The organism is Haemophilus haemolyticus (assembly GCF_003351405.1).
In the GTDB taxonomy this organism is placed as follows: domain Bacteria; phylum Pseudomonadota; class Gammaproteobacteria; order Enterobacterales; family Pasteurellaceae; genus Haemophilus; species Haemophilus haemolyticus_N.
The window spans coordinates 1,250,193-1,271,455 of the sequence record NZ_CP031240.1 but is presented as its reverse complement, the minus strand read 5'-3'; the positions used below and the strand labels follow the sequence as shown (position 1 = coordinate 1,271,455).

The 21,263-nt window shown below is 38.2% G+C and carries 21 protein-coding genes; 7 read left to right on the top strand and 14 right to left on the bottom strand.

What is annotated here, in order from left to right:
- Positions 1-197 precede the first annotated feature (197 nt).
- A complete protein-coding gene (locus DV427_RS06400) occupies positions 198-1,784 on the bottom strand; it encodes a carbon starvation CstA family protein (RefSeq protein ID WP_114891703.1) in 1,587 nt (528 codons plus the stop codon).
- A 198-nt stretch (positions 1,785-1,982) separates the two neighbouring features.
- Here DV427_RS06400 and DV427_RS06395 point away from each other — a divergent pair, with 198 nt between their 5' ends.
- Positions 1,983-2,216, top strand: a complete 234-nt coding sequence (locus DV427_RS06395; protein ID WP_114891702.1) for a zinc ribbon domain-containing protein — start codon at positions 1,983-1,985, stop codon at positions 2,214-2,216.
- A 36-nt stretch (positions 2,217-2,252) separates the two neighbouring features.
- Here DV427_RS06395 and fdhD read toward each other — a convergent pair whose 3' ends face one another.
- The gene (gene fdhD, locus DV427_RS06390; RefSeq protein WP_114891701.1) at positions 2,253-3,065 is read right to left on the bottom strand and encodes a formate dehydrogenase accessory sulfurtransferase FdhD; all 813 of its coding nucleotides are present in this window, start codon (positions 3,063-3,065) and stop codon (positions 2,253-2,255) included.
- Positions 3,066-3,340: 275 nt separating this feature from the next.
- Between fdhD and fdnG the strand changes: the two genes are divergently transcribed.
- The 4 genes from fdnG to fdhE all read left to right on the top strand — a co-directional run bounded on the left by fdnG (position 3,341) and on the right by fdhE (position 9,058).
- Complete coding sequence (gene fdnG, locus DV427_RS06380) at positions 3,341-6,427, top strand: formate dehydrogenase-N subunit alpha (protein WP_162790274.1); 3,087 nt, start codon at positions 3,341-3,343, stop codon at positions 6,425-6,427.
- 1 nt (position 6,428) lies between these two features.
- On the top strand, positions 6,429-7,367 hold the full coding sequence (gene fdxH, locus DV427_RS06375) for a formate dehydrogenase subunit beta (protein ID WP_005643539.1): 939 nt from the start codon (positions 6,429-6,431) through the stop codon (positions 7,365-7,367).
- The gene (locus tag DV427_RS06370; protein WP_005637629.1) at positions 7,360-8,076 is read left to right on the top strand and encodes a formate dehydrogenase subunit gamma; all 717 of its coding nucleotides are present in this window, start codon (positions 7,360-7,362) and stop codon (positions 8,074-8,076) included. Before fdxH ends, DV427_RS06370 begins: the two co-directional genes overlap by 8 nt.
- 73 nt (positions 8,077-8,149) lie before the next feature.
- Positions 8,150-9,058 (top strand): formate dehydrogenase accessory protein FdhE, encoded by a 909-nt coding sequence (fdhE, locus tag DV427_RS06365; protein WP_114891698.1) that lies wholly within the window; start codon positions 8,150-8,152, stop codon positions 9,056-9,058.
- A 43-nt stretch (positions 9,059-9,101) separates the two neighbouring features.
- Here the strand turns inward: fdhE and rimI are convergent, their stop codons facing one another.
- From rimI to DV427_RS06350, 3 genes are read right to left on the bottom strand one after another with little or no spacing between them, the layout of a single operon-like run.
- Positions 9,102-9,542: a ribosomal protein S18-alanine N-acetyltransferase gene (gene rimI, locus DV427_RS06360; protein WP_114891697.1), complete on the bottom strand. Its 441-nt coding sequence runs from the start codon at positions 9,540-9,542 to the stop codon at positions 9,102-9,104.
- 2 nt (positions 9,543-9,544) lie between these two features.
- Positions 9,545-9,949, bottom strand: coding sequence for a DNA polymerase III subunit psi (holD, locus tag DV427_RS06355; protein WP_114891696.1), 405 nt, complete (start codon positions 9,947-9,949; stop codon positions 9,545-9,547).
- 1 nt (position 9,950) lies between these two features.
- Positions 9,951-10,538, bottom strand: coding sequence for a lipoprotein (locus DV427_RS06350; protein WP_114891695.1), 588 nt, complete (start codon positions 10,536-10,538; stop codon positions 9,951-9,953).
- A gap of 94 nt (positions 10,539-10,632) precedes the next feature.
- Between DV427_RS06350 and rsmC the strand changes: the two genes are divergently transcribed.
- Positions 10,633-11,625: a 16S rRNA (guanine(1207)-N(2))-methyltransferase RsmC gene (rsmC, locus tag DV427_RS06345; protein ID WP_114891694.1), complete on the top strand. Its 993-nt coding sequence runs from the start codon at positions 10,633-10,635 to the stop codon at positions 11,623-11,625.
- A 67-nt stretch (positions 11,626-11,692) separates the two neighbouring features.
- Here rsmC and era read toward each other — a convergent pair whose 3' ends face one another.
- The 5 genes from era to grcA form a co-directional block, all read right to left on the bottom strand.
- On the bottom strand, positions 11,693-12,601 hold the full coding sequence (era, locus tag DV427_RS06340) for a GTPase Era (RefSeq protein WP_114891693.1): 909 nt from the start codon (positions 12,599-12,601) through the stop codon (positions 11,693-11,695).
- The gene (rnc, locus tag DV427_RS06335; RefSeq protein WP_114891692.1) at positions 12,598-13,281 is read right to left on the bottom strand and encodes a ribonuclease III; all 684 of its coding nucleotides are present in this window, start codon (positions 13,279-13,281) and stop codon (positions 12,598-12,600) included. The genes era and rnc overlap by 4 nt, the downstream gene beginning before the upstream one ends.
- 1 nt (position 13,282) lies before the next feature.
- Positions 13,283-14,332: a signal peptidase I gene (gene lepB, locus DV427_RS06330; protein WP_114891691.1), complete on the bottom strand. Its 1,050-nt coding sequence runs from the start codon at positions 14,330-14,332 to the stop codon at positions 13,283-13,285.
- Positions 14,333-14,340: 8 nt separating this feature from the next.
- Positions 14,341-16,137, bottom strand: coding sequence for a translation elongation factor 4 (gene lepA, locus DV427_RS06325; protein ID WP_114891690.1), 1,797 nt, complete (start codon positions 16,135-16,137; stop codon positions 14,341-14,343).
- Between the two features lie 168 nt (positions 16,138-16,305).
- Entirely contained in the window at positions 16,306-16,689 is a 384-nt protein-coding gene (gene grcA / locus DV427_RS06320; protein ID WP_005628746.1) for an autonomous glycyl radical cofactor GrcA, read from the bottom strand.
- A gap of 267 nt (positions 16,690-16,956) precedes the next feature.
- Here grcA and ung point away from each other — a divergent pair, with 267 nt between their 5' ends.
- Positions 16,957-17,616 carry a uracil-DNA glycosylase gene (gene ung, locus DV427_RS06315; protein ID WP_114891689.1) on the top strand — a complete coding sequence of 220 codons (660 nt, stop codon included), beginning with the start codon at positions 16,957-16,959 and terminating at the stop codon, positions 17,614-17,616.
- A 72-nt stretch (positions 17,617-17,688) separates the two neighbouring features.
- Here ung and miaB read toward each other — a convergent pair whose 3' ends face one another.
- From miaB to ybeD, 4 genes are all read right to left on the bottom strand, one after another.
- On the bottom strand, positions 17,689-19,113 hold the full coding sequence (gene miaB, locus DV427_RS06310) for a tRNA (N6-isopentenyl adenosine(37)-C2)-methylthiotransferase MiaB (protein WP_114891688.1): 1,425 nt from the start codon (positions 19,111-19,113) through the stop codon (positions 17,689-17,691).
- Positions 19,114-19,283: 170 nt separating this feature from the next.
- On the bottom strand, positions 19,284-20,246 hold the full coding sequence (gene lipA / locus DV427_RS06305) for a lipoyl synthase (protein WP_114891687.1): 963 nt from the start codon (positions 20,244-20,246) through the stop codon (positions 19,284-19,286).
- A 51-nt stretch (positions 20,247-20,297) separates the two neighbouring features.
- On the bottom strand, positions 20,298-20,936 hold the full coding sequence (gene lipB, locus DV427_RS06300) for a lipoyl(octanoyl) transferase LipB (protein WP_114891686.1): 639 nt from the start codon (positions 20,934-20,936) through the stop codon (positions 20,298-20,300).
- 1 nt (position 20,937) lies between these two features.
- Positions 20,938-21,216 carry a DUF493 family protein YbeD gene (gene ybeD / locus DV427_RS06295; RefSeq protein ID WP_005646399.1) on the bottom strand — a complete coding sequence of 93 codons (279 nt, stop codon included), beginning with the start codon at positions 21,214-21,216 and terminating at the stop codon, positions 20,938-20,940.
- Positions 21,217-21,263 lie beyond the last annotated feature (47 nt).

The window sequence follows — 21,263 nt, the reverse complement described above, 5'->3', positions numbered from 1 at the left end:
TTCTCATAGATTAAAATCCTAGGTTATAAAAGTTTTTGGATTTTCCTATCATTTACTCTTCAAAACAAGAAAAGAAATGTAAAGAAATGTAAAGGAATGTAAAGGAATGTGAGGAAATATAAAGAAACATAAAAATCATAGATAAAAAACCGTTCGAACATCAATTCAAACGGTTTTATAAAATGAGATTTTATGAATTAATTATTCACATACGCTTCTTCATCGCGCTCGCCTAATGGCTTAAGCATAGCGAAGAATAACACGATACAAACAATTGTTGTTGCAAAACCAAGATAAACTGAAAGTTGATAATCTAAACCGAAACCGATTTTGTTGTAGAACAAGTAAGTTGCACATATTGTTGTAATAAACCAAGCCGGAATAGACGCAACCCAGTGGAATTTATGGTAGCGATATAAGTATGCTGCTGCAGTCCATAACATTACCATTGCTGTCATTTGGTTTGCCCAAGTGAAATAACGCCATAATACGCTAAAGTCAATGGTTGACACAAAATAGCCCAATACGAATAGTGGTACAGCAATTAATAAACGTTTAGGTAATGAACGTTGGTCGATATGGAAAATTTCCGCTAATTGTAAACGAGCTGCACGGAATGCGGTATCGCCAGAAGTAATAGGTAAAACCACTACACCTAACACAGCAAAGATACCACCGATAAAACCTAAGAAGTGTAATGAACTATCATATACAACTTTAGATGGTGAACCCGCAGCAATTGCATCTTGTAATGCCTGTGGGTTTTCATAGAATGCAAGACCAACCATACACCAGATTAATGCAATTACACCTTCAGCAATCATTGCACCGTAAAAGATAAAACGACCTTCTTTTTCATTTTCAGCACAACGCGCCATTAAAGGAGTTTGAGTTGCATGGAAACCAGATAATGCACCACAAGAAATAGTTAAGAACAATAATGGCCAAATTGGAACATCACCCTTCACTTGGAAGTTTTGTGTAAATTTCTCTAAAGTTAAACCTTGACCATCTGCATTGATAGTACGGAAGAACTCAATAGGATCAACAGCACTAAAGTGTGCAGAAACTAAGCCATACACCATACCCACAGACATAAATAGCAACAACGCGCCAAAGAGCGGATAGATTCGACCGATAATTTTGTCGATCGGCAATAAAGTCGCAAGAATATAGTAAGCAAAAATAATAATGGTCCAAATTGCAACAACCGTTGCTTTATCCATACCCCATACTTTGATACCACCAGCTTCAACTGCATGATGAACAGCTTCAGCATCACCTAATTGTAACGCACCTTGAGATGCGCCCAATAAGTCCATGGTAATCGTACCCATTAATTGAGCTGGGCTTGATACAAACACAACACCTACTAATAATAAAAGTACAAGTGCTAATGTGTTAATAAATACTTTTACAGGGCGACCTAAGAATTTACCAGCTAAATGTGGCATAGTTGCACCGCCATGACGGATACTCAACATACCACAGAAATAGTCATGTACTGCACCGGCAAAAATACAACCGATTACAATCCAAAGCATTGCCACCGGTCCGTATAAAGCACCAAGAATTGGACCAAAAATAGGGCCAGTTCCAGCAATGTTTAATAATTGAATTAACCAAATTTTTGTTTTTGACATTGGCATATAATCCACGCCATCATTAACCTGATAAGCAGGGGTCTGACGTTGTGGATTAATCACAAAGATTTTTTCGATAATTTTTCCATAAACAAAGTAACCAAGAATCAAAATGGCTACACAAAAGAAAAACCATAACATAGAAAGGCTCCTCAAAAGATAAAAGAAAGTATTTAGTAGATGCCCTAAACAAGCCGCGGTATTCTATTTCAAATTGTTTAAAATCAAAAATTGAATTTAAGAAATTTTATGGATTTGTGACTTACATCACATTTGTAAAAATGAAGAATTCTATTAGAATACTAATAAATAAGTAATTTTATAATTATAGAGAAAAAGATGGCCTTAACTCGATGTCCTGAATGCAGAAAAAAGATTAGTGAAAATGCAGAAAACTGCCCTAATTGTGGTTTTTCTTTCAAACAAGCAGATTTAGAAACTTATAAACAACAATTAGAAAGACGTCGATTGCACAATGCTGAAATCAATCGTAAAAGTACAAAACTCCACATAATTTGGTTTTGCATCTTTGCTATTTTTATCGCGCTGGCTAGTTGGATTACAAATAAATAGAAAAAATATCTCGTATGTATAGAGTTACTTCAGATATCAACTATTAATTCGTTCATCTCCACTATAGACATTCCCTTTACCTTCTCTTGCAAAACCAATCAAAGTCAAATGATGTGCTTCAGCCATTTTCACGGCAAGATTAGTTGCTCCAGAAATCGTCACTAACATTTCAACCCCACAAGAAATAGTTTTTTGAACCATTTCATAACTTGCACGACTCGAAGCGACAATAATGCCATTAGGCTTGCCTGATTTTGCATGCCAACCAAGTAATTTATCAAGAGCAACATGACGACCCACATCTTCAAAAATAGCAAGCATATTACCTTCTAAATCAAAAAAACCACAAGCATGAGTCGAACCTGTTTGCTGACCTAATCGTTGATTTTTATGAAGATCTGACAAACAGCCATCGAGCAAATTCAAATCAAACTTAAAAGTGCGGTCTAATTTTGGAAAGTTTTTATATACCTGATTAAGCTGCTCCGTGCCACAAATGCCACACCCAGTACGTCCTGTAAGATTACGACGATGCTCTTTTAATGCCATAAATTTTCGGCTAGACAGTTCAATTTGCACTTCAATACCATTGCAAACTTCCACAACATCGATACCGTAAATATCCGAAGTTTTTTCAATAATGCCTTCTGTGAGAGAAAAGCCCAAAGCAAATACCTCTAAATCTTTCGGTGAACACATCATAACCGCATGAGAAATACCGTTATAAACTAATGAAACTGGCATTTCGACAGCTAGAAAATCTTCTTTTGATTGTAAAAGTGCGGTTGAATTTTCTATACTTTTATTTCTTTTAAAAAAGTTAATCGTTTGTTTAATCACCCAATCCATTCTTTACCTACCCATTACTAAAATGTAAAAAAAATGTTAATATTTTTATAAAATTATGATCTAGATCATAATTTTTCTGCGTTATAATGCCATTTGATTATGGATTTATCGTTAAAAAATCGTTATTCTAGTCGCCCATAAATTGGCCTACTTTTGAACCAATTTGCGATGTTGAGTAACGTTATTTTAACGAAATCAACCAAATTATCTAGTTACACTAGACGAATTTATTACTATCTAAACATCTCAACAACTTGTTGTTGAAAGGAGTGATTATGCAGATCTCAAGAAGAAAATTCTTTAAGGTCTGTGCAGGTGGTATGGCGGGAACATCGGCTGCGATGTTGGGCTTTGCTCCAGCAAGTGCGTTAGCCGCGCCGCGTGAATACAAATTATTACGCGCATTTGAATCTCGTAACACTTGTACATATTGTGCCGTAAGCTGCGGTATGTTGTTATACAGCACAGGCAAACCTTACGATACGTTAAGCAGCCACACTGGCACCAATACTCGTTCAAAACTGTTTCACCTTGAAGGCGATCCAGATCATCCAGTTAGCCGTGGCGCTCTCTGTCCTAAAGGTGCTGGCGCCCTTGATTACGTAAATAGCGAAAGTCGCTGTTTATATCCTGAATATCGCGCACCAGGCTCTGATAAATGGGAACGAATTTCTTGGCAAGATGCAATTAAACGCATTGCTCGCTTACTGAAAGACGATCGTGATGCTAACTTCGTTGAAAAAGATGCAAGTGGCAAAACCGTGAACCGTTGGACAACTACAGGTATTATGACTGCATCAGCCATAAGCAACGAAGCCGCACTACTGACTCATAAATGGGTGCGGATGTTGGGTATGGTACCGATGTGTAACCAAGCGAATACTTGACACGGACCAACGGTAGCAAGTCTTGCTCCATCATTTGGTCGCGGTGCGATGACAAATAACTGGGTTGATATTAAAAATGCCAACCTTATCATTGTTCAAGGCGGTAACCCTGCAGAAGCTCACCCTGTTGGCTTCCGTTGGGCAATTGAAGCAAAGAAAAACGGTGCTAAACTTATCGTTATCGATCCACGCTTTAACCGTACAGCCTCTGTTGCAGATTTACATGCGCCAATTCGTTCTGGTTCAGATATCGCATTTTTAATGGGTGTCATCCGTTACCTATTGGAAACAAACCAAATTCAACACGAATACGTTAAACACTATACTAATGCCTCATTCTTAATTGATGAAGGTTTCAAATTTGAGGATGGTTTATTTGTAGGTTACAACGAAGAAAAACGTAACTACGATAAATCTAAATGGAACTATCAGTTTGATGAAAACGGACAGGCTAAACGTGATATGACCTTACAACACCCTCGTTGTGTCATTAATATCTTAAAAGATCATGTTTCACGTTATACCCCAGAAATGGTTGAACGCATTACAGGTGTAAAACAAAAACTCTTCTTACAAATCTGTGAAGAAATTGGTAAAACCTCTGCCCCAAATAAAACGATGACGCATCTATATGCGTTAGGCTTTACCGAGCATTCAATCGGTACACAAAATATTCGTTCTATGGCGATGATCCAATTACTTTTAGGTAATATGGGTATGCCTGGTGGTGGTATTAATGCATTACGTGGTCACTCCAATGTACAAGGTACAACAGATATGGGCTTATTGCCAATGTCTTTACCAGGTTATATGCGTTTACCAAACGATAAAGATACCTCTTATGAGCAATACATTAACGCGATTACACCAAAAGATATTGTTCCAAACCAAGTAAACTATTATCGTAATACTTCAAAATTCTTTGTTAGTATGATGAAAACCTTCTATGGTGATAAAGCAACCAAAGAAAATGGTTGGGGTTTTGATTTCTTACCAAAAGCAGATCGCTTATATGACCCGATTACTCACGTTAAATTGATGAATGAAGGCAAATTACACGGTTGGATTTTACAAGGCTTTAACGTGTTAAACTCATTACCGAACAAAAACAAAACTGTTGCAGGAATGAGTAAGTTAAAATTCTTAATCGTGATGGATCCGCTTCAAACTGAATCCTCTGAATTCTGGAAAAACTTTGGTGAATCAAACAATGTGAATTCTTCAGAAATTCAAACTGAAGTCTTCCGCCTACCAACAACCTGTTTCGCTGAAGAAGATGGTTCAATTGTAAACTCAGGACGTTGGGTGCAATGGCACTGGAAAGGTTGCGATCAACCAGGTGAAGCATTACCAGATGTTGAAATTCTTTCTATGATTCGTGAAGAAATGCATCATCTTTACCAAAAAGAAGGTGGTCGTGGTATTGAATCATTTGAAGCAATGACTTGGAATTATGCTCAACCACACTCACCAAGTGCGGTAGAATTAGCCAAAGAATTAAATGGTTATGCGCTAGAAGATCTTTATGATCCAAACGGCAACTTGATGTACAAGAAAGGTCAATTACTCAATGGATTTGCACATTTACGTGATGATGGGACAACAACATCAGGTAACTGGTTATATGTTGGTCAATGGACTGAAAAAGGCAATCAAACTGCAAATCGTGATAACTCAGATCCATCAGGTTTAGGCTGCACCATTGGTTGGGGCTTTGCATGGCCTGCAAACCGCCGCATACTTTATAGCCGTGCATCATTAGATATCAATGGTAATCCTTGGGATAAAAACCGCCAATTAATCAAATGGAATGGTAAAAACTGGAACTGGCATGATGTAGCAGACTATGGTACACAACCACCAGGTTCTGATACCGGACCATTTATTATGTCTGCTGAAGGTGTAGGTCGTTTATTTGCAGTTGATAAAATTGCAAATGGTCCAATGCCTGAACACTATGAGCCAGTTGAAAGCCCAATAGATACTAACCCATTACACGCTGCAGTGGTAAGTGATCCTACAGTACGTATTTATCCTGAAGATAAAGAATTTATCGGTTCAAATAAAGAGTTCCCATTCGTGGCAACAACTTACCGATTAACGGAACACTTCCATAGTTGGACTGCGCAATCTGCCTTAAATATCATCGCACAACCACAACAATTTGTGGAAATCGGTGAAAAATTAGCAGCAGAAAAAGGCATCCAAAAAGGCGATATGGTAAAAATTACTTCTCGTCGTGGTTATATTAAAGCTGTTGCCGTGGTTACGAAACGTCTTAAAGATCTCGAAATTGATGGACGTACCGTACACCATGTAGGTCTTCCAATTCACTGGAATATGAAGGCCTTAAATGGAAAAGGTAATCGTGGATTCTCTACTAATACCTTAACACCATCTTGGGGTGAGGCAAACACGCAAACACCAGAATACAAAACATTCTTGGTAAATATTGAAAAAGTTGGGGAGGCATAATATGGCTGGAACTGCTCAAGGCGTTCAAACGCAAGACGTTATTAAAATCTCCGCAACTTCAGGCTTAACGCCTGCACCACAAGCGCGAGATCATAAAGTTGAAGTAGCAAAATTAATCGATGTCAGTGCATGTATTGGTTGTAAAGCTTGCCAAGTTGGCTGCTCAGAGTGGAATGACATCCGCTCTGATGTAAATGCGCAGTGTCATGGTATTTACGATAACCCTGTAGATCTAAATGCTAAAGCATGGACTGTGATGCGCTTTAACGAAGTAGAAGAAAACGATCGTTTAGAATGGTTAATCCGTAAAGATGGCTGTATGCACTGTGCAGAACCTGGTTGTTTAAAGGCTTGTCCTGCACCAGGTGCTATCATTCAATACGCCAATGGTATTGTGGATTTTCAATCTGATAAATGTATCGGGTGTGGTTATTGTATTGCTGGCTGTCCATTCAACATTCCACGTATGAATCCGGATGACAACCGTGTGTACAAATGTACCCTTTGCGTGGACCGTGTTTCTGTAGGTCAAGAGCCTGCATGTGTGAAAACTTGTCCAACTGGTGCTATTCGTTTTGGTTCTAAAGAAGAAATGAAACTCTACGCAGAAAAACGCATAGCTGATTTAAAATCTCGTGGTTATGAAAATGCCGGGCTTTACGATCCACCAGGCGTAGGCGGAACACACGTAATGTATGTGTTACATCACGCGGATAAACCAGAGCTTTACAATGGTCTTCCAAAAGATCCACAAATTGATTTAAGTGTGACCTTATGGAAAGATGTATTGAAACCAGTAGCGGCAGTTGCAATGGGTGGCTTGGCATTAGCTGAAATCGCTCACTACTTAACTGTGGGTCCTAATATTGAAGAAGATGTGGAAGATCATCACCACGAATTTGAAGAAGAAAAACCATCTAAGGGGGAAAACAATGAGTAAAATTGAGATCAACAACGATACTCGAATCGTCCGCCATAGAACACCAGCGCGTATCAGTCACTGGATGTTGGTAATCTGTTTCTTTATGACAATGTTCACTGGTGTTGCGTTTTTCTTCCCTGATTTCGCATGGTTAACAGAAATTTTAGGTACACCACAAATTGCGCGTGCAATTCACCCATTCACTGGGATTTTAATGTTCTTTGCCTTCATCTACTTGGCATTATTGTACTGGGATCACAATATTCCAGAGAAAAACGATATTCGCTGGGCAAAAGGTGTCGTTGAAGTTCTTAAAGGGAATGAACACGCAGTTGCTGATAATGGCAAATATAACTTTGGTCAAAAAATGCTCTTCTGGACATTAAACTTGGCGATGGTAACGCTATTAATAACTGGCATCATTATGTGGCGTCAATATTTTTCGCACTACTTCTCAATCCCAGTATTACGTTTCTCGATTCTGCTCCATTCTTTGAGTGCATTTATGTTATTCACTGGTATCTTAGTGCATATGTATATGGCATTCTGGATTAAAGGTTCAATTCGAGGAATCGTTGAAGGTTGGGTAACCGTTCGTTGGGCGAAGAAACACCACCCGAAATGGTATCGCGAAGAAATTTTACCTGAGCTTGAAAAAGATTTACTCAACGAGCAATCAGGTAAAAAAGGCAAAACCAAAGTATTATTTAAAGGATTTGGCAAATAAGCTGAAATCTTGAAAAAGAAAAAGGTGCGGTTAAAATTGACCGCACTTTTTATTATGAAAGTGAGAAAAGAACATGAGTATCAAAATCTTATCAGAATCAGAAATCAAACAAGCAGCGAATTCCTTCCAGACTCCTGCTGTATTATTTGCCAATCCTAAAAATCTTTATCAACGCAGAGCAAAACGTTTAAGAGACTTAGCACAAAATCACCCTCTATCAGATTATTTATTATTTGCTGCAGATATTGTTGAAAGCCAGCTTTCCACGTTAGAAAAAAATCCTTTACCGCCACAACAGTTTGAACAGCTAAATGATATAGAGCCACTAAATGCAAAAACCTTTAAAAGAAACAGCATCTGGCGTGAATACTTAACTGAAATTCTTGATGAGATTAAACCAAAGGCCAATGAGCAAGTCTCTGCTACGATTGAATTTCTTGAAAAAGCATCCTCTGCCGAATTAGAAGAAATGGCAAATAAGCTCTTAGCACAAGAATTTAATTTAGTCAGCAGTGATAAAGCCATCTTTATTTGGGCCGCACTTTCCCTTTATTGGTTACAAGCAGCCCAACAAATTCCTCATAATAGCCAAGTTGAAAACGCCGAAAATCTCCATCACTGCCCTGTTTGTGGCTCATTACCGGTCGCGAGTATTGTACAAATTGGTACATCACAAGGTTTACGCTACTTACATTGTAATTTATGTGAAAGTGAATGGAATTTAGTACGCGCACAATGCACCAACTGTAATAGCCACGACAAACTAGAAATGTGGTCGTTAGATGAAGAACTTGCACTTATTCGTGCCGAAACCTGTGGTAGCTGTGAAAGTTACTTAAAAATCATGTTCCAAGAAAAAGATCCTCATGTAGAGCCAGTAGCCGACGATTTGGCTTCTATTTTCTTAGATATTGAAATGGAAGAAAAAGGTTTCGCACGCAGCGGATTAAATCCATTTGTTTTTCCAGCAGAAGAAGCATAAAAAAATATAGCCTAGGGTACACCCTAGGCTATATCATTTGTATCTATAAATAACAGGCCATTACCACGGCATTTTCTCGTCCACCACTGGGTTTCGGATAATAATTTTTTCGAATATCGACTTCATTAAAACCAATTCTTTCATACAAAAAACGAGCAGGGTTAGACTCTCTGACTTCTAGCCATAAAGTCTGTACGCCTTTTTCTTTCAGCCGAGCGATTAACTCATTCAACAATAATTTCCCCAATCCATTACCTTGATGAGACGGTAAAATAGCAATATTAAACAAAGTCGCTTCATCCAATACTGTTTGGCAAATAGCAAAACCAATAATCTGATTATTCTCTATTAATTTTAAATTGAGATAACGCGCCCCTTGATTATTTTTTAACGTACCAAATGACCAAGGCACAAGATGTGCTTGCTGCTCGATTTCATACAATCGGTCGAAATCACTGGCTTCAATTTGAGAAATAATAGACATAATTAAGGCTGCTGAATTTGTTGCCACAACTCTCGTTTGGCTTGGTAATTAGATTGAAATTGTTGCCAACTTGGCGAGCGATAAACACGCTCAGCCTGCATGCAAAATGGTAAAGTGCGGTCAATTTGGTCGCTATTTTCTGATAATAACCAGTAACGAATAGGCTGCTTACATTCGATATGCTGGATTTGATCGTAATTCAAACATAAGCAATCTTCTTTTTTAAGATCAAGGCTGAGTAGCACATCAGCCAACAAAGGCGAGCCACTTATATTTTCATCAGAAACAGTGATAAAGCGAATATTCTCAGCAACACTAATTCCTACTGAACCTTGTAGCACCTCTGGGCGATATAACGTCCACTGGGAAATGCCCATTTCTTGTAAAAGAAGATCACGTCTATTCATATTAACGAGCAATACTATCAAATGGATAATCGACTAATGCCTTAATAATCGCACGTTCTTCAGCCTGTGTAGGTTCCACTTGATATGAGGTATAACTACGATAAGCAATAATATTTTTATCTTTGTGCACTAAAGCAACGTAACGTTTAAATTTATCACTGGCACAAGCATAATAATCATGAATATCTGATTTCACAACCTGTAACTGGCAGGTCTCTTTATTTTTTGCAAAATAACGTTCCGTAATAGCTTTCTCATGAGAAACATCAGTTAAATAGAATGTATCACTTAGTACAGCTTTACGAGCCTCACTGTTTTTACTTAATGCCAAACTCACAAAACGAGGATCGTCACCTTTTACTGCTTGTGTTTGTTTCACATATTTCTCACCATTGAATTCAATTTCGATGCCTTTAGCTAAAATACGCTGAAACTGCGCATCTAACTTTTGTAATACTTCAGTTTGAGCAGGAGTTAATACCGGCTTTGATACTTTAGATGCCTTTTGAGACGTACCTTGAACAAGGTCGAGAACTTGACATCCAGATAGTAACGTTGCCATTAAGGCTGCAGAGAGAATTTTTTTCATAAAGGATTTTCCTAAAATAGTTTTAATCAATTTTTATTAATAATTTTGCTAAAATAGCGCGTAATTTTAACTAATAACCCACAGGATTCAAAGCGTGATTTCTCTAGAGAGCCAAGTTTTAGAACGACATATTTCATTTTTTGATGGTAAATCAGTATTATTTGCCGGCGGTATTTCTGACAATTTTCCTCAAACATTAGCCTCTAAATGCCAATCAATCCAAATTTGGAGTTGCTATTTTGACTATGCAAGAACGCAAAGTGCGGTCAATTTTTCCGTTGAATTTCAAGGTCAAGCTGATTTAATCGTTTATTATTGGACTAAAAATAAACAAGAAGTAAATTTCCAACTGCTTCAACTATTAGCTCAGGCGCCTATTGGCCAAGAAATATTAATTATTGGAGAAAACCGTTGTGGTGTGCGTTCAGTAGAAAAAACATTAGAACACTATGGTGAAATAGCGAAAATTGACTCTGCTCGTCGTTGCGGTTTATACCATTTTTCACTACAAAACAAACCGTACTTTGAACTTAAAAATTTCTGGAAAACCTATCAACATCCTACGCTAAAAGACTTAACCATATATAGTTTACCTGGGGTATTTAGTGCAGCGGAATTAGATACGGGCACAGAATTGTTACTTTCAACCATTGATAATAAAATAAAAGGAAAAGTACTCGATCTTGGCTGTGGGGCGGGAGTAATTGGCTCTATGATAAAAAAACGCTCTCCTAACGCACAAATTACCATGACTGATATTCATGCGATGGCGTTAGAATCAGCGCGTAAAACAGTTTCTGAAAATCAATTACAAGGCAAGGTTTACGCCAGTGATGTCTTTTCTGATATAGAAGGAAAATTTGATTTGATCATTTCGAATCCTCCATTCCATGATGGCATTGATACTGCCTACCGAGCAGTGACAGAACTCATTAATCAAGCAAAATGGCACCTCAATCAAGGTGGAGAATTACGCATTGTCGCCAATTCATTTTTGCCTTATCCCGAATTACTGAGACAACATTTCGGTGATTACAACGTTCTTGCTCAAACAGGAAAATTTAAAGTGTATTCAGTGAAAAATTAGAAACAAAAAAATCCCCACTACAATAATGGGGATTTTTCTATTTATTACTGATGGATTTCACCGCACTTTATTCATCCATATATCCTAAACTACGCAGTGCACGTTCATCATCTGCCCAACCTGACTTCACTTTCACCCAAAGTTCAAGATGGACTTTGTTATCAAATAAACGTTCCATATCAGCACGCGCTTCCATACCAATGGTTTTAATTTTTTGACCGCTCGCACCAATCACCATTTTTTTCTGACCTTCACGTTCAACGAGAATTAATCCATTTATTTCATAAGTGCCACGTTCATTCACTTTGAACTGTTCAATTTCAACAGTCACAGAGTAAGGCAATTCTTCACCGGTAAAACGCATTAATTTTTCACGGATTATTTCCGATGCCATAAAACGTTGCGAACGGTCTGTGACATAATCTTCTGGAAAATGATGTACACCTTCGCGTAAAGATCGTCGTACAATTTTCTCTAATTCATTAACATTATTACCACGCTGTGCAGAAATTGGCACAATGTGAGAAAAATCAAATTTACTACTAAGTTCTGTAATAAACGGCAATAAATCATCTTTATTTTTGATGTTATCTACTTTGTTAATAGCTAACACAACAGGTGCTTTTGCATTGCGTAATTTGTTTAGTACCATTTCATCATCTGCATTCCAGTGTGTGCCATCTACTACAAAAATAATTAAATCAACATCACCGATAGCACTACTTGCTGCACGGTTCATTAAACGATTAATAGCCCGCTTCTCTTCAATATGAAGTCCCGGAGTATCCACATAGATTTCTTGATACGCCCCTTCAGTCTTAATCCCAACAATACGGTGACGCGTGGTTTGTGCTTTACGCGATGTAATTGAAATTTTTTGTCCTAAAATTTTATTTAAGAGCGTTGATTTACCCACATTTGGGCGACCTACGATAGCAATAAAGCCGCAATAGGTTTTGTCGAATTGTTCGGTCATTTTATGTCCAGTTCTTTTAAAATTTGTTCTGCTGCCGCTTGTTCGGCTTTACGACGGCTAGATCCTTTTGCCACAAAAGTACGGTCAATTTTATCCGCACTTTTCACTTTGCATTCAACAGTGAAAATTTGGCAATGAGCTTCCCCTTGAATATTTACTACTTCATAAGTTGGCAATGGCAGATGTTTACCTTGTAAATATTCTTGCAAACGAGTTTTCGCATCTTTTTGGTTATCACCTGGTTTGATTTCAGCCAATAATTGTTGATACCAATTTCGAATCACTTGGGTCGTCACTGCCAATCCTTGATCCAAAGACATTGCGCCAATAATCGCTTCTACACAATCGGCAAGAATAGATTCTCGGCGAAAACCACCGCTCTTTAGCTCACCAGAACCAAGCGACATATAATCGCCCAATTCAAATTGACGCGCTAACATCGCTAAAGTGGGCTCTCTCACCAAAGTAGCACGCATACGGCTCAGCTCACCTTCATTACAACGTGGAAACTGATGATAAAGAGCCTCAGCGATAGTAAAATTAAGAATAGAATCGCCTAGAAATTCTAGGCGTTCATTATGTTGAGTCGCCGCACTTCGATGCGTAAGTGCTTGCTTTAAGAGCGCAATATCATTAAAACGATAGCCGATTTTATGCTCAAGTCGATCTAAATGATTCATCTTATTTTATTGCTGTAAAGAAACGATCAAAGCGGAAACCGGTTGGCCAATCATTCGCTTCTTTTTCTAAGCTCATCCAAATATAAGTAGCTTTACCCACAATATTTTTTTCAGGTACAAAGCCCCAGAAACGGCTATCATCGCTGTGATCGCGGTGATCGCCCATCACAAAATACTGCCCTTCTGGCACAAGCCATTCTGCAGTTTGCATACCTTCTTGTGGGAAAAACTCAGGACCTGAATAACGACGATACTCACTAATCAACACATTGTGTGTCACATCACCTTTTTCAGTCAATTCTAATTCATTCGGAAAAGCAGGATTTGTTGGATTTTGTGAATATTCAAACACCTTGGTTTCGCAATCAACCTCACAAGGTTTACCTTCTTTGCCATATACCACTTTTAGCGTTTTTTGTTCCGCATCAAAAATGACGCGATCTCCGCTCTTTCCAACAATACGCTTAATATAATCAACACCAGACATATTATCTTTTGAACTTAACGCAAGATTTTCTGCAAAGGCTGCTCGAGTTGCCCCAAGACCAGTACGAATTAAAGCTTGTTGTGGTGCTTTAAATACAATTACATCACCTCGTTGTGGTTTTTCACCAGCAATAATGGTGTTTTGGAAAATCGGATCTTTCACACCATAAGCATATTTGTTCACAACCAAAAAATCGCCAACGCGTAAGGTCGGTTCCATTGAACCAGATGGAATTTGAAATGGTTCAAATAAAAAAGAGCGTACTAAGAATACGACAGAAAGCACTGGAAAAAGAGATGATAAAAACTCAGAGGCTTCGGAAATCGGTTCAATTTCTGCTTTTTCTTCGTCAGTTAATACTTGGCCTGAACGCTGTTCAGCACGTGCGATTTTACGATTACGTTTTGGTGTTACCACAAAATAATGGTAGCACCATAATACGCCTGAAAGTGCGGTCAAAATTAGTAATACAATACTGAATGTGTTTGGTAATTGAAAATAATCTAAAACTTTCCAAACACCAAAACCCACAGCCAGTAAAATCACAAAAAATAAATTTGACATAATTTCCCTTATTTATCTTTTCCTACATGTAAAATTGCTAAAAACGCTTCTTGTGGTACTTCTACGTTACCTAAAGACTTCATACGTTTTTTACCTTCTTTCTGTTTCTGTAAGAGTTTTTTCTTACGGCTCACGTCACCACCATAACATTTTGCTAATACGTTTTTACGTAATTGTTTCACCGTAGAACGGGCAATAATGTGGTTTCCAATCGCTGCTTGAATAGCTATATCAAATTGCTGACGAGGAATTAACTCACGCATTTTTTCAACCAATTCACGACCACGATATTGTGAATTATCTTTATGAACGATTAAAGCTAAAGCATCTACTCGTTCGCTGTTAATCATAATATCCACGCGAACCATATCTGCAGCTTGGAAACGTTTGAAACCGTAATCTAACGAAGCATAACCACGGGATGTCGATTTTAAACGGTCAAAGAAGTCTAGAACAACTTCACCCATTGGAATTTCATAAGTCAGCGCAATCTGATTACCGTGATATACCATATTAGTTTGGACGCCACGTTTTTCTACACAAAGAGTAATGACGTTACCTAAATATTCTTGTGGCACTAACATATTACATTCTGCAATCGGTTCACGGATTTCAGCAATATTATTAAGTGGAGGTAATTTCGATGGACTATCGACGTAAACAACATCACCATTCGTTAATTGCACTTCGTAAATAACCGTTGGCGCAGTAGTAATGAGATCTAAATCATACTCACGCTCTAGACGCTCTTGAATGATTTCCATGTGTAAAAGGCCAAGAAAACCACAGCGGAAACCAAAGCCAAGTGCGGTTGAAGTTTCCGGCTCATAGAAAAGTGAAGCATCATTTAAGCTCAACTTACTCAGCGCATCACGGAATGCTTCATAATCATCTGAGCTAACGGGGAAAAGACCTGCATACACTTGCGGTTTTACTTTTTTAAAGCCTGGTAAAACCTCAGTTGCTGGATTATGTTGAAGCGTTAAAGTATCCCCAACTGGTGCACCTAAAATATCTTTAATCGCACAAACTACCCAACCAACTTCACCGCATTCTAAAACGGTAGTATCTTCTTGTTTTGGCGTGAAAATCCCTAAACGATCTACATTGTAAGCTTGTCCGGTAGACATCACTTTAATTTTATCGCCTTTACGTAATACCCCGTTTTTAATACGCACTAAAGACACCACGCCCAAATAATTATCAAACCAAGAATCAATAATCAATGCTTGTAATGGCGCATTAGGATCGCCTTCTGGTGCTGGAATTTTTGCAACGATTTCTTCTAATACATCTTCGATACCAACACCCGTTTTAGCTGAGCATCGAACCGCTTCCATCGCATCAATTCCCACGATATCTTCAATTTCTTCAGCTACGCGTTCAGGATCAGCTGCAGGCAAGTCGATTTTATTTAAAATCGGTACTACTTCTAAATCCATTTCGATTGCGGTATAACAGTTTGCCAGAGTTTGGGCCTCTACCCCTTGGCCTGCATCGACCACCAACAACGCCCCTTCACAAGCAGCAAGAGAGCGAGATACCTCATAGGAAAAGTCCACATGTCCTGGCGTATCGATAAAGTTTAATTGATAAGTTTCGCCATCTTTGGCTTTATAATTTAAAGTAACACTTTGTGCTTTGATGGTAATTCCACGTTCACGCTCAAGATCCATTGAATCTAGCACTTGCGCTTCCATTTCACGATCCGAAAGGCCACCACAAGTTTGAATCAAACGGTCAGAAAGCGTCGATTTACCGTGGTCAATATGGGCAATAATAGAAAAGTTGCGAATATTCTTCATAAAAGATAGTTTTTCTCAAAAAATCAATAAATTTAACTGGCGGATTGTACCTGAAAAGCGCGGAAATCGCTAGGGATGAAAGGGAAAAGTGCGGTCAAATTTTTTAACCTTTTAGATAAAACAAAACCCCGAATGACTTCGGGGTTTCTTTTTTCATTCAAACTGAAATTATAGGCTTTCAGTGAAAGTACGAGTGATAACGTCGCGTTGTTGTTCTGGCGTTAAAGAGTTGAAACGTACTGCGTAACCAGAAACACGGATAGTTAATTGTGGATATTTATCTGGGTTGTTTACCGCATCTTCTAAAGTTTCACGACGTAATACGTTTACGTTTAAGTGTTGGCCACCTTCAACTTTAACAGTTGGTGCTACGTTTACTGGTAATTCACGGTATTCGATTTGACCTAATTCGCTAACTGCAACAACTTGGTCTTCAGCGAATTCGCCTTTTGCACATAAGCAACGCGCTTCATTTTTTTCGCTGTCTAATAACCAGAATGAATTAAGCAAATTGTCATTTGCTGCTTGAGTAATTTGAATACCTTTAATCATAATAGCCTCCTAATTGGCATTGGAATAATCATAAAAACTGTACAAATTTTATCAAATAATTTGAAGATTTCAAATTATTTTGGATTTTTTTGACAAAGAACAGGTTATCCTTTTAAGATAATTTTTCAAACTTGATCTAAATTAAATTTTTCTTATTTATATAGCCATTTACCTAAAATAATTTAACATTAATTTAACCTTTAAACTTTTTATTGCCTTAATCTTTTTGTTTATAATAAGAGCAAACTTATTAATAGGATCAAAATAATGAAAACCTGGACAGATGTTATCGGAAAAGAAAAAGAGCAACCTTACTTTCAACACGCACTACAACAGGTTCATCTTGCAAGAACAAGCGGGAAAACAATTTATCCCCCACAAGAAGAGGTATTTAATGCATTCAAATATACGGCTTTTGAAAATGTAAAAGTGGTGATTTTAGGTCAAGATCCATATCATGGTCCAAACCAAGCTCATGGATTGGCTTTTTCGGTAAAACCTGAAGTAGCCATTCCCCCTTCCCTATTAAATATGTATAAAGAACTCACACAAGATATTTCGGGATTCCAAATGCCATCTCATGGTTATTTAGTCAAATGGGCAGAACAAGGGGTATTGCTGCTCAACACAGTGCTTACCGTAGAACGAGGGATGGCACATTCACATGCTAATTTTGGCTGGGAAACGTTTACTGATCGTGTTATTGCAGCGCTTAATGAACATCGTGAAAAACTCGTGTTTTTACTTTGGGGCAGTCACGCACAAAAAAAAGGACAAATTATTGACCGCACTCGTCATCTTGTTTTAACGGCTCCACACCCTTCCCCGTTGTCAGCTCATCGAGGTTTCTTTGGCTGTCATCATTTTTCCAAAACAAATTCATATTTGGAAAGCCACAGAATAAAACCGATAGATTGGCAAATCTGAAAACCATATATCCCTAAAAAAATAACCGCACTTTAATTTCTCAAAGTGCGGTTAAATATTTCAAGATTTCAACTAGCCGTGATAACGCCCTACACCTAATTCATCTTCTTTACGTGTGCGATTCATCACTTCTTGTGGAGATTGCGCAATACGTAATCCCATTTCATCTTCAGTACGCACCACTTCACCGCGTAGAGAATTGGTATAAACATCAGTGATTTTCACATCCACAAATTTACCAATCATTTCCGGAGAACCTTGGAAATTAACAATACGATTCGTTTCAGTACGTCCCGTTAATTCCATAATGTCTTTCTTCGATGGCCCTTCAACTAATACGCGTTGTTCTGTGCCAAGCATGCGACGGCTAAACTGTGCAGCTTGTTGATTAATACGCTCTTGTAACACATAAAGGCGCTGTTTCTTTTCATCTTCCGTCACATCATCTGGAATATCTGCAGCAGGCGTACCTGGTCGGGCTGAGTATACAAAACTAAAGCTCATATCAAAGTTCACTTGTGCAATCAAATTCATAGTTTGCTCAAAATCTTCCGCAGTTTCACCCGGGAAACCAACAATAAAGTCTGAGCTGATTTGAATATCAGGACGCACAGCACGAAGTTTACGAATAATAGATTTATATTCTAATGCTGTATGACCACGTTTCATCATCGTTAATACACGGTCAGAACCTGCTTGGACTGGAAGATGCAAGAAACTCACCAATTCAGGCGTATCACGATATACATCAATAATATCATCTGTAAATTCTATTGGATGACTGGTTGTAAAACGTAAACGGTCAATACCATCGATAGACGCCACGAGACGAAGCAACTCAGCAAAGCTACAAATTTGACCATCATGTGTCGGACCACGATAGGCATTCACGTTTTGACCGAGTAGGTTAACCTCACGCACACCTTGATCTGCAAGCTGCGCAATTTCAAATAAGACATCATCCACGGGACGGCTGACTTCCTCACCGCGTGTATAAGGTACAACACAGAAAGTACAGTATTTATTACAGCCTTCCATAATCGAAACAAATGCCGTTGGACCTTCTGCACGAGGTTCAGGTAAGCGGTCAAATTTCTCAATTTCAGGGAAACTTACATCTACAACAGAACTCTTACCACCACGAATTTGGTTAATCATTTCAGGCAGTCTGTGCAAAGTTTGCGGACCAAAAATAATATCTACATAAGGCGCACGATGACGAATATGTTCCCCTTCTTGAGAAGCCACACAGCCGCCCACACCAATCACTAAATTTGGATTATTTTTCTTTAATTCTTTCCAACGACCAAGTTGGTGGAAAACTTTTTCTTGTGCTTTTTCACGAATAGAACAGGTATTCAATAATAATACGTCTGCTTCTTCAGGAATTTCAGTAAGTTCTAGCCCATGAGTACTTAATAAAAGATCTGCCATTTTAGATGAATCATATTCATTCATCTGGCAGCCCCAAGTTTTAATATGTAATTTTTGAGTCATTTTCTACAATATCGTCAGGTGTTATAAATAATTAGTTGAATAAAGCGGTCGGCTATTCTACAGGCTTACAATAATTCTGGCTAGTAAATATTCGGTGAAAAAAAACATCAAAAATAAACCGCACTTTCGTGACAAGCAAAAAGTACGGTTTAATTCAGAGCAGTTTTAAATTATTTCACTAATCCGCCACTGGCTTGTAAATCAGCATGATAAGAAGAGCGAACAAATGGTCCACAAGCCGCATGTTCAAAGCCCATTTCATTGGCTTTCTCACGGAATTCATCAAATTCGCTTGGCGGAACATAACGAGCAACAGGTAAATGATGGCGGCTAGGTTGAAGATATTGCCCCAATGTGAGCATTGTCACACCGTTATCACGTAAATCTTGCATGACTTGTAAAATCTCTTCATTAGTTTCACCTAATCCCACCATTAGACCAGATTTAGTTGGGATATTCGGAAACATTTCTTTAAATTCGCGCAATAATTTAAGTGACCATTTGTAATCTGCCCCTGGACGAATCTCTTTGTACAGGCGCGGCACGTTTTCTAAATTATGGTTAAAGACATCTGGAGGATTATCTTTTAATTTTTCCAATGCCTGTGTAATACGACCACGGAAATCAGGCACTAAAATTTCAATCTTAATATTAGGATTAAGCTCACGCACAGCTTTTACACATTCTGCAAAATGACCCGCGCCACGATCAGGCAAATCATCGCGATCCACCGATGTAATCACCACATATTTAAGTTTCATATCTTGGATAGTTTCAGCTAATTTTTGTGGCTCTTCAGGATCGGGTGGTAATGGTTTCCCATGCGCGACATCACAGAATGGACAACGGCGCGTGCAAATTGCGCCTAAAATCATAAAAGTTGCTGTTCCATGATTAAAACATTCGTGTAAATTTGGACAAGAAGCTTCTTCACACACAGAATGCAAACCATGACGACGCATTCCATTTTTGATGCTTTCAATTTTAAGTGAATTTGCCGGAAGTTTAATTTTCATCCATTCCGGCTTTTTCAATAGCTCTTGGTTTGGATCAATATTTTTTACTGGAATAATCGACGTTTTTGCCGCATCGCGATATTTTACACCGCGTTCCATTTTGAAAGGCGTTGACATAAGCGTTCCTAAATAAAAATGCCCAAATAGGGCATTTTTGATCATTAAATATTACAAATTTGTTACATTATAGCCTAAAAGCGCGGCAAAGTGTTTAATTAATTTTGGTGAAACCTTATCGCAATTAGCTTCATCTTGATTAACAAAATCTGCTAATTGACACATTTCAAGACCGGCATAGCCGCATGGATTAATATAATGAAATGGATTCAGATCCATATTGATATTTAATGCTAACCCGTGAAAAGAGCAACCACGACGAATACGTAGTCCCAGAGAACAAATCTTTTTTCCGTCCACATACACACCAGGTGCATCAGGTTTTGGATAACTTTCAATACCATATTCAGCTAAGGTTTTTACCACCGTTTGTTCAAGTGCGGTAACTAATTGACGTACATTTAAATTCTCATGACGCTTAATATCAATGAGCACATACATCACTTGCTGACCGGGTGCATGATAGGTTATTTGCCCACCACGATCCGACTGCACCACAGGTATTTCACTACGTTGTAAAAGATGCTCAGGTTTACCTGCTTGCCCTTGGGTAAATACAGGAGGATGTTGCACTAACCAAATTTCGTCTTGCGTTTCCACGGTGCGACTATCTGTAAAATTCTGCATTTTATGCCAAATTTCTTGATAATCTTGCAACCCTAACTGACGAACGATAAGGGAATTATTCATGCTAGATAACCATTTTTACGCCTTCAACTTTAGCAAGTTCTTTATAAAGTGTTTCTACCTGCTCAAAGTTTTCAGCAATAATGTCGATTGAAACCGAATTATAGGTACCTTTACTACTCCGTTTTTCCTTAGGAATATAATCGCCTTTAACATATTTTTGGACGACCTGAATTAGATCTTGCGCTAACCCCTCGCGATTAATTCCAGCAACTTTAAATGTCATTTTTGCTGGAAATTCCATTAATTCTTTAAGTTTTGCGTAATCGTTTTCTGTTGTCATATTATTTCCCAATAATAAAAATGATGTGTGAATGGTACACCACCCAC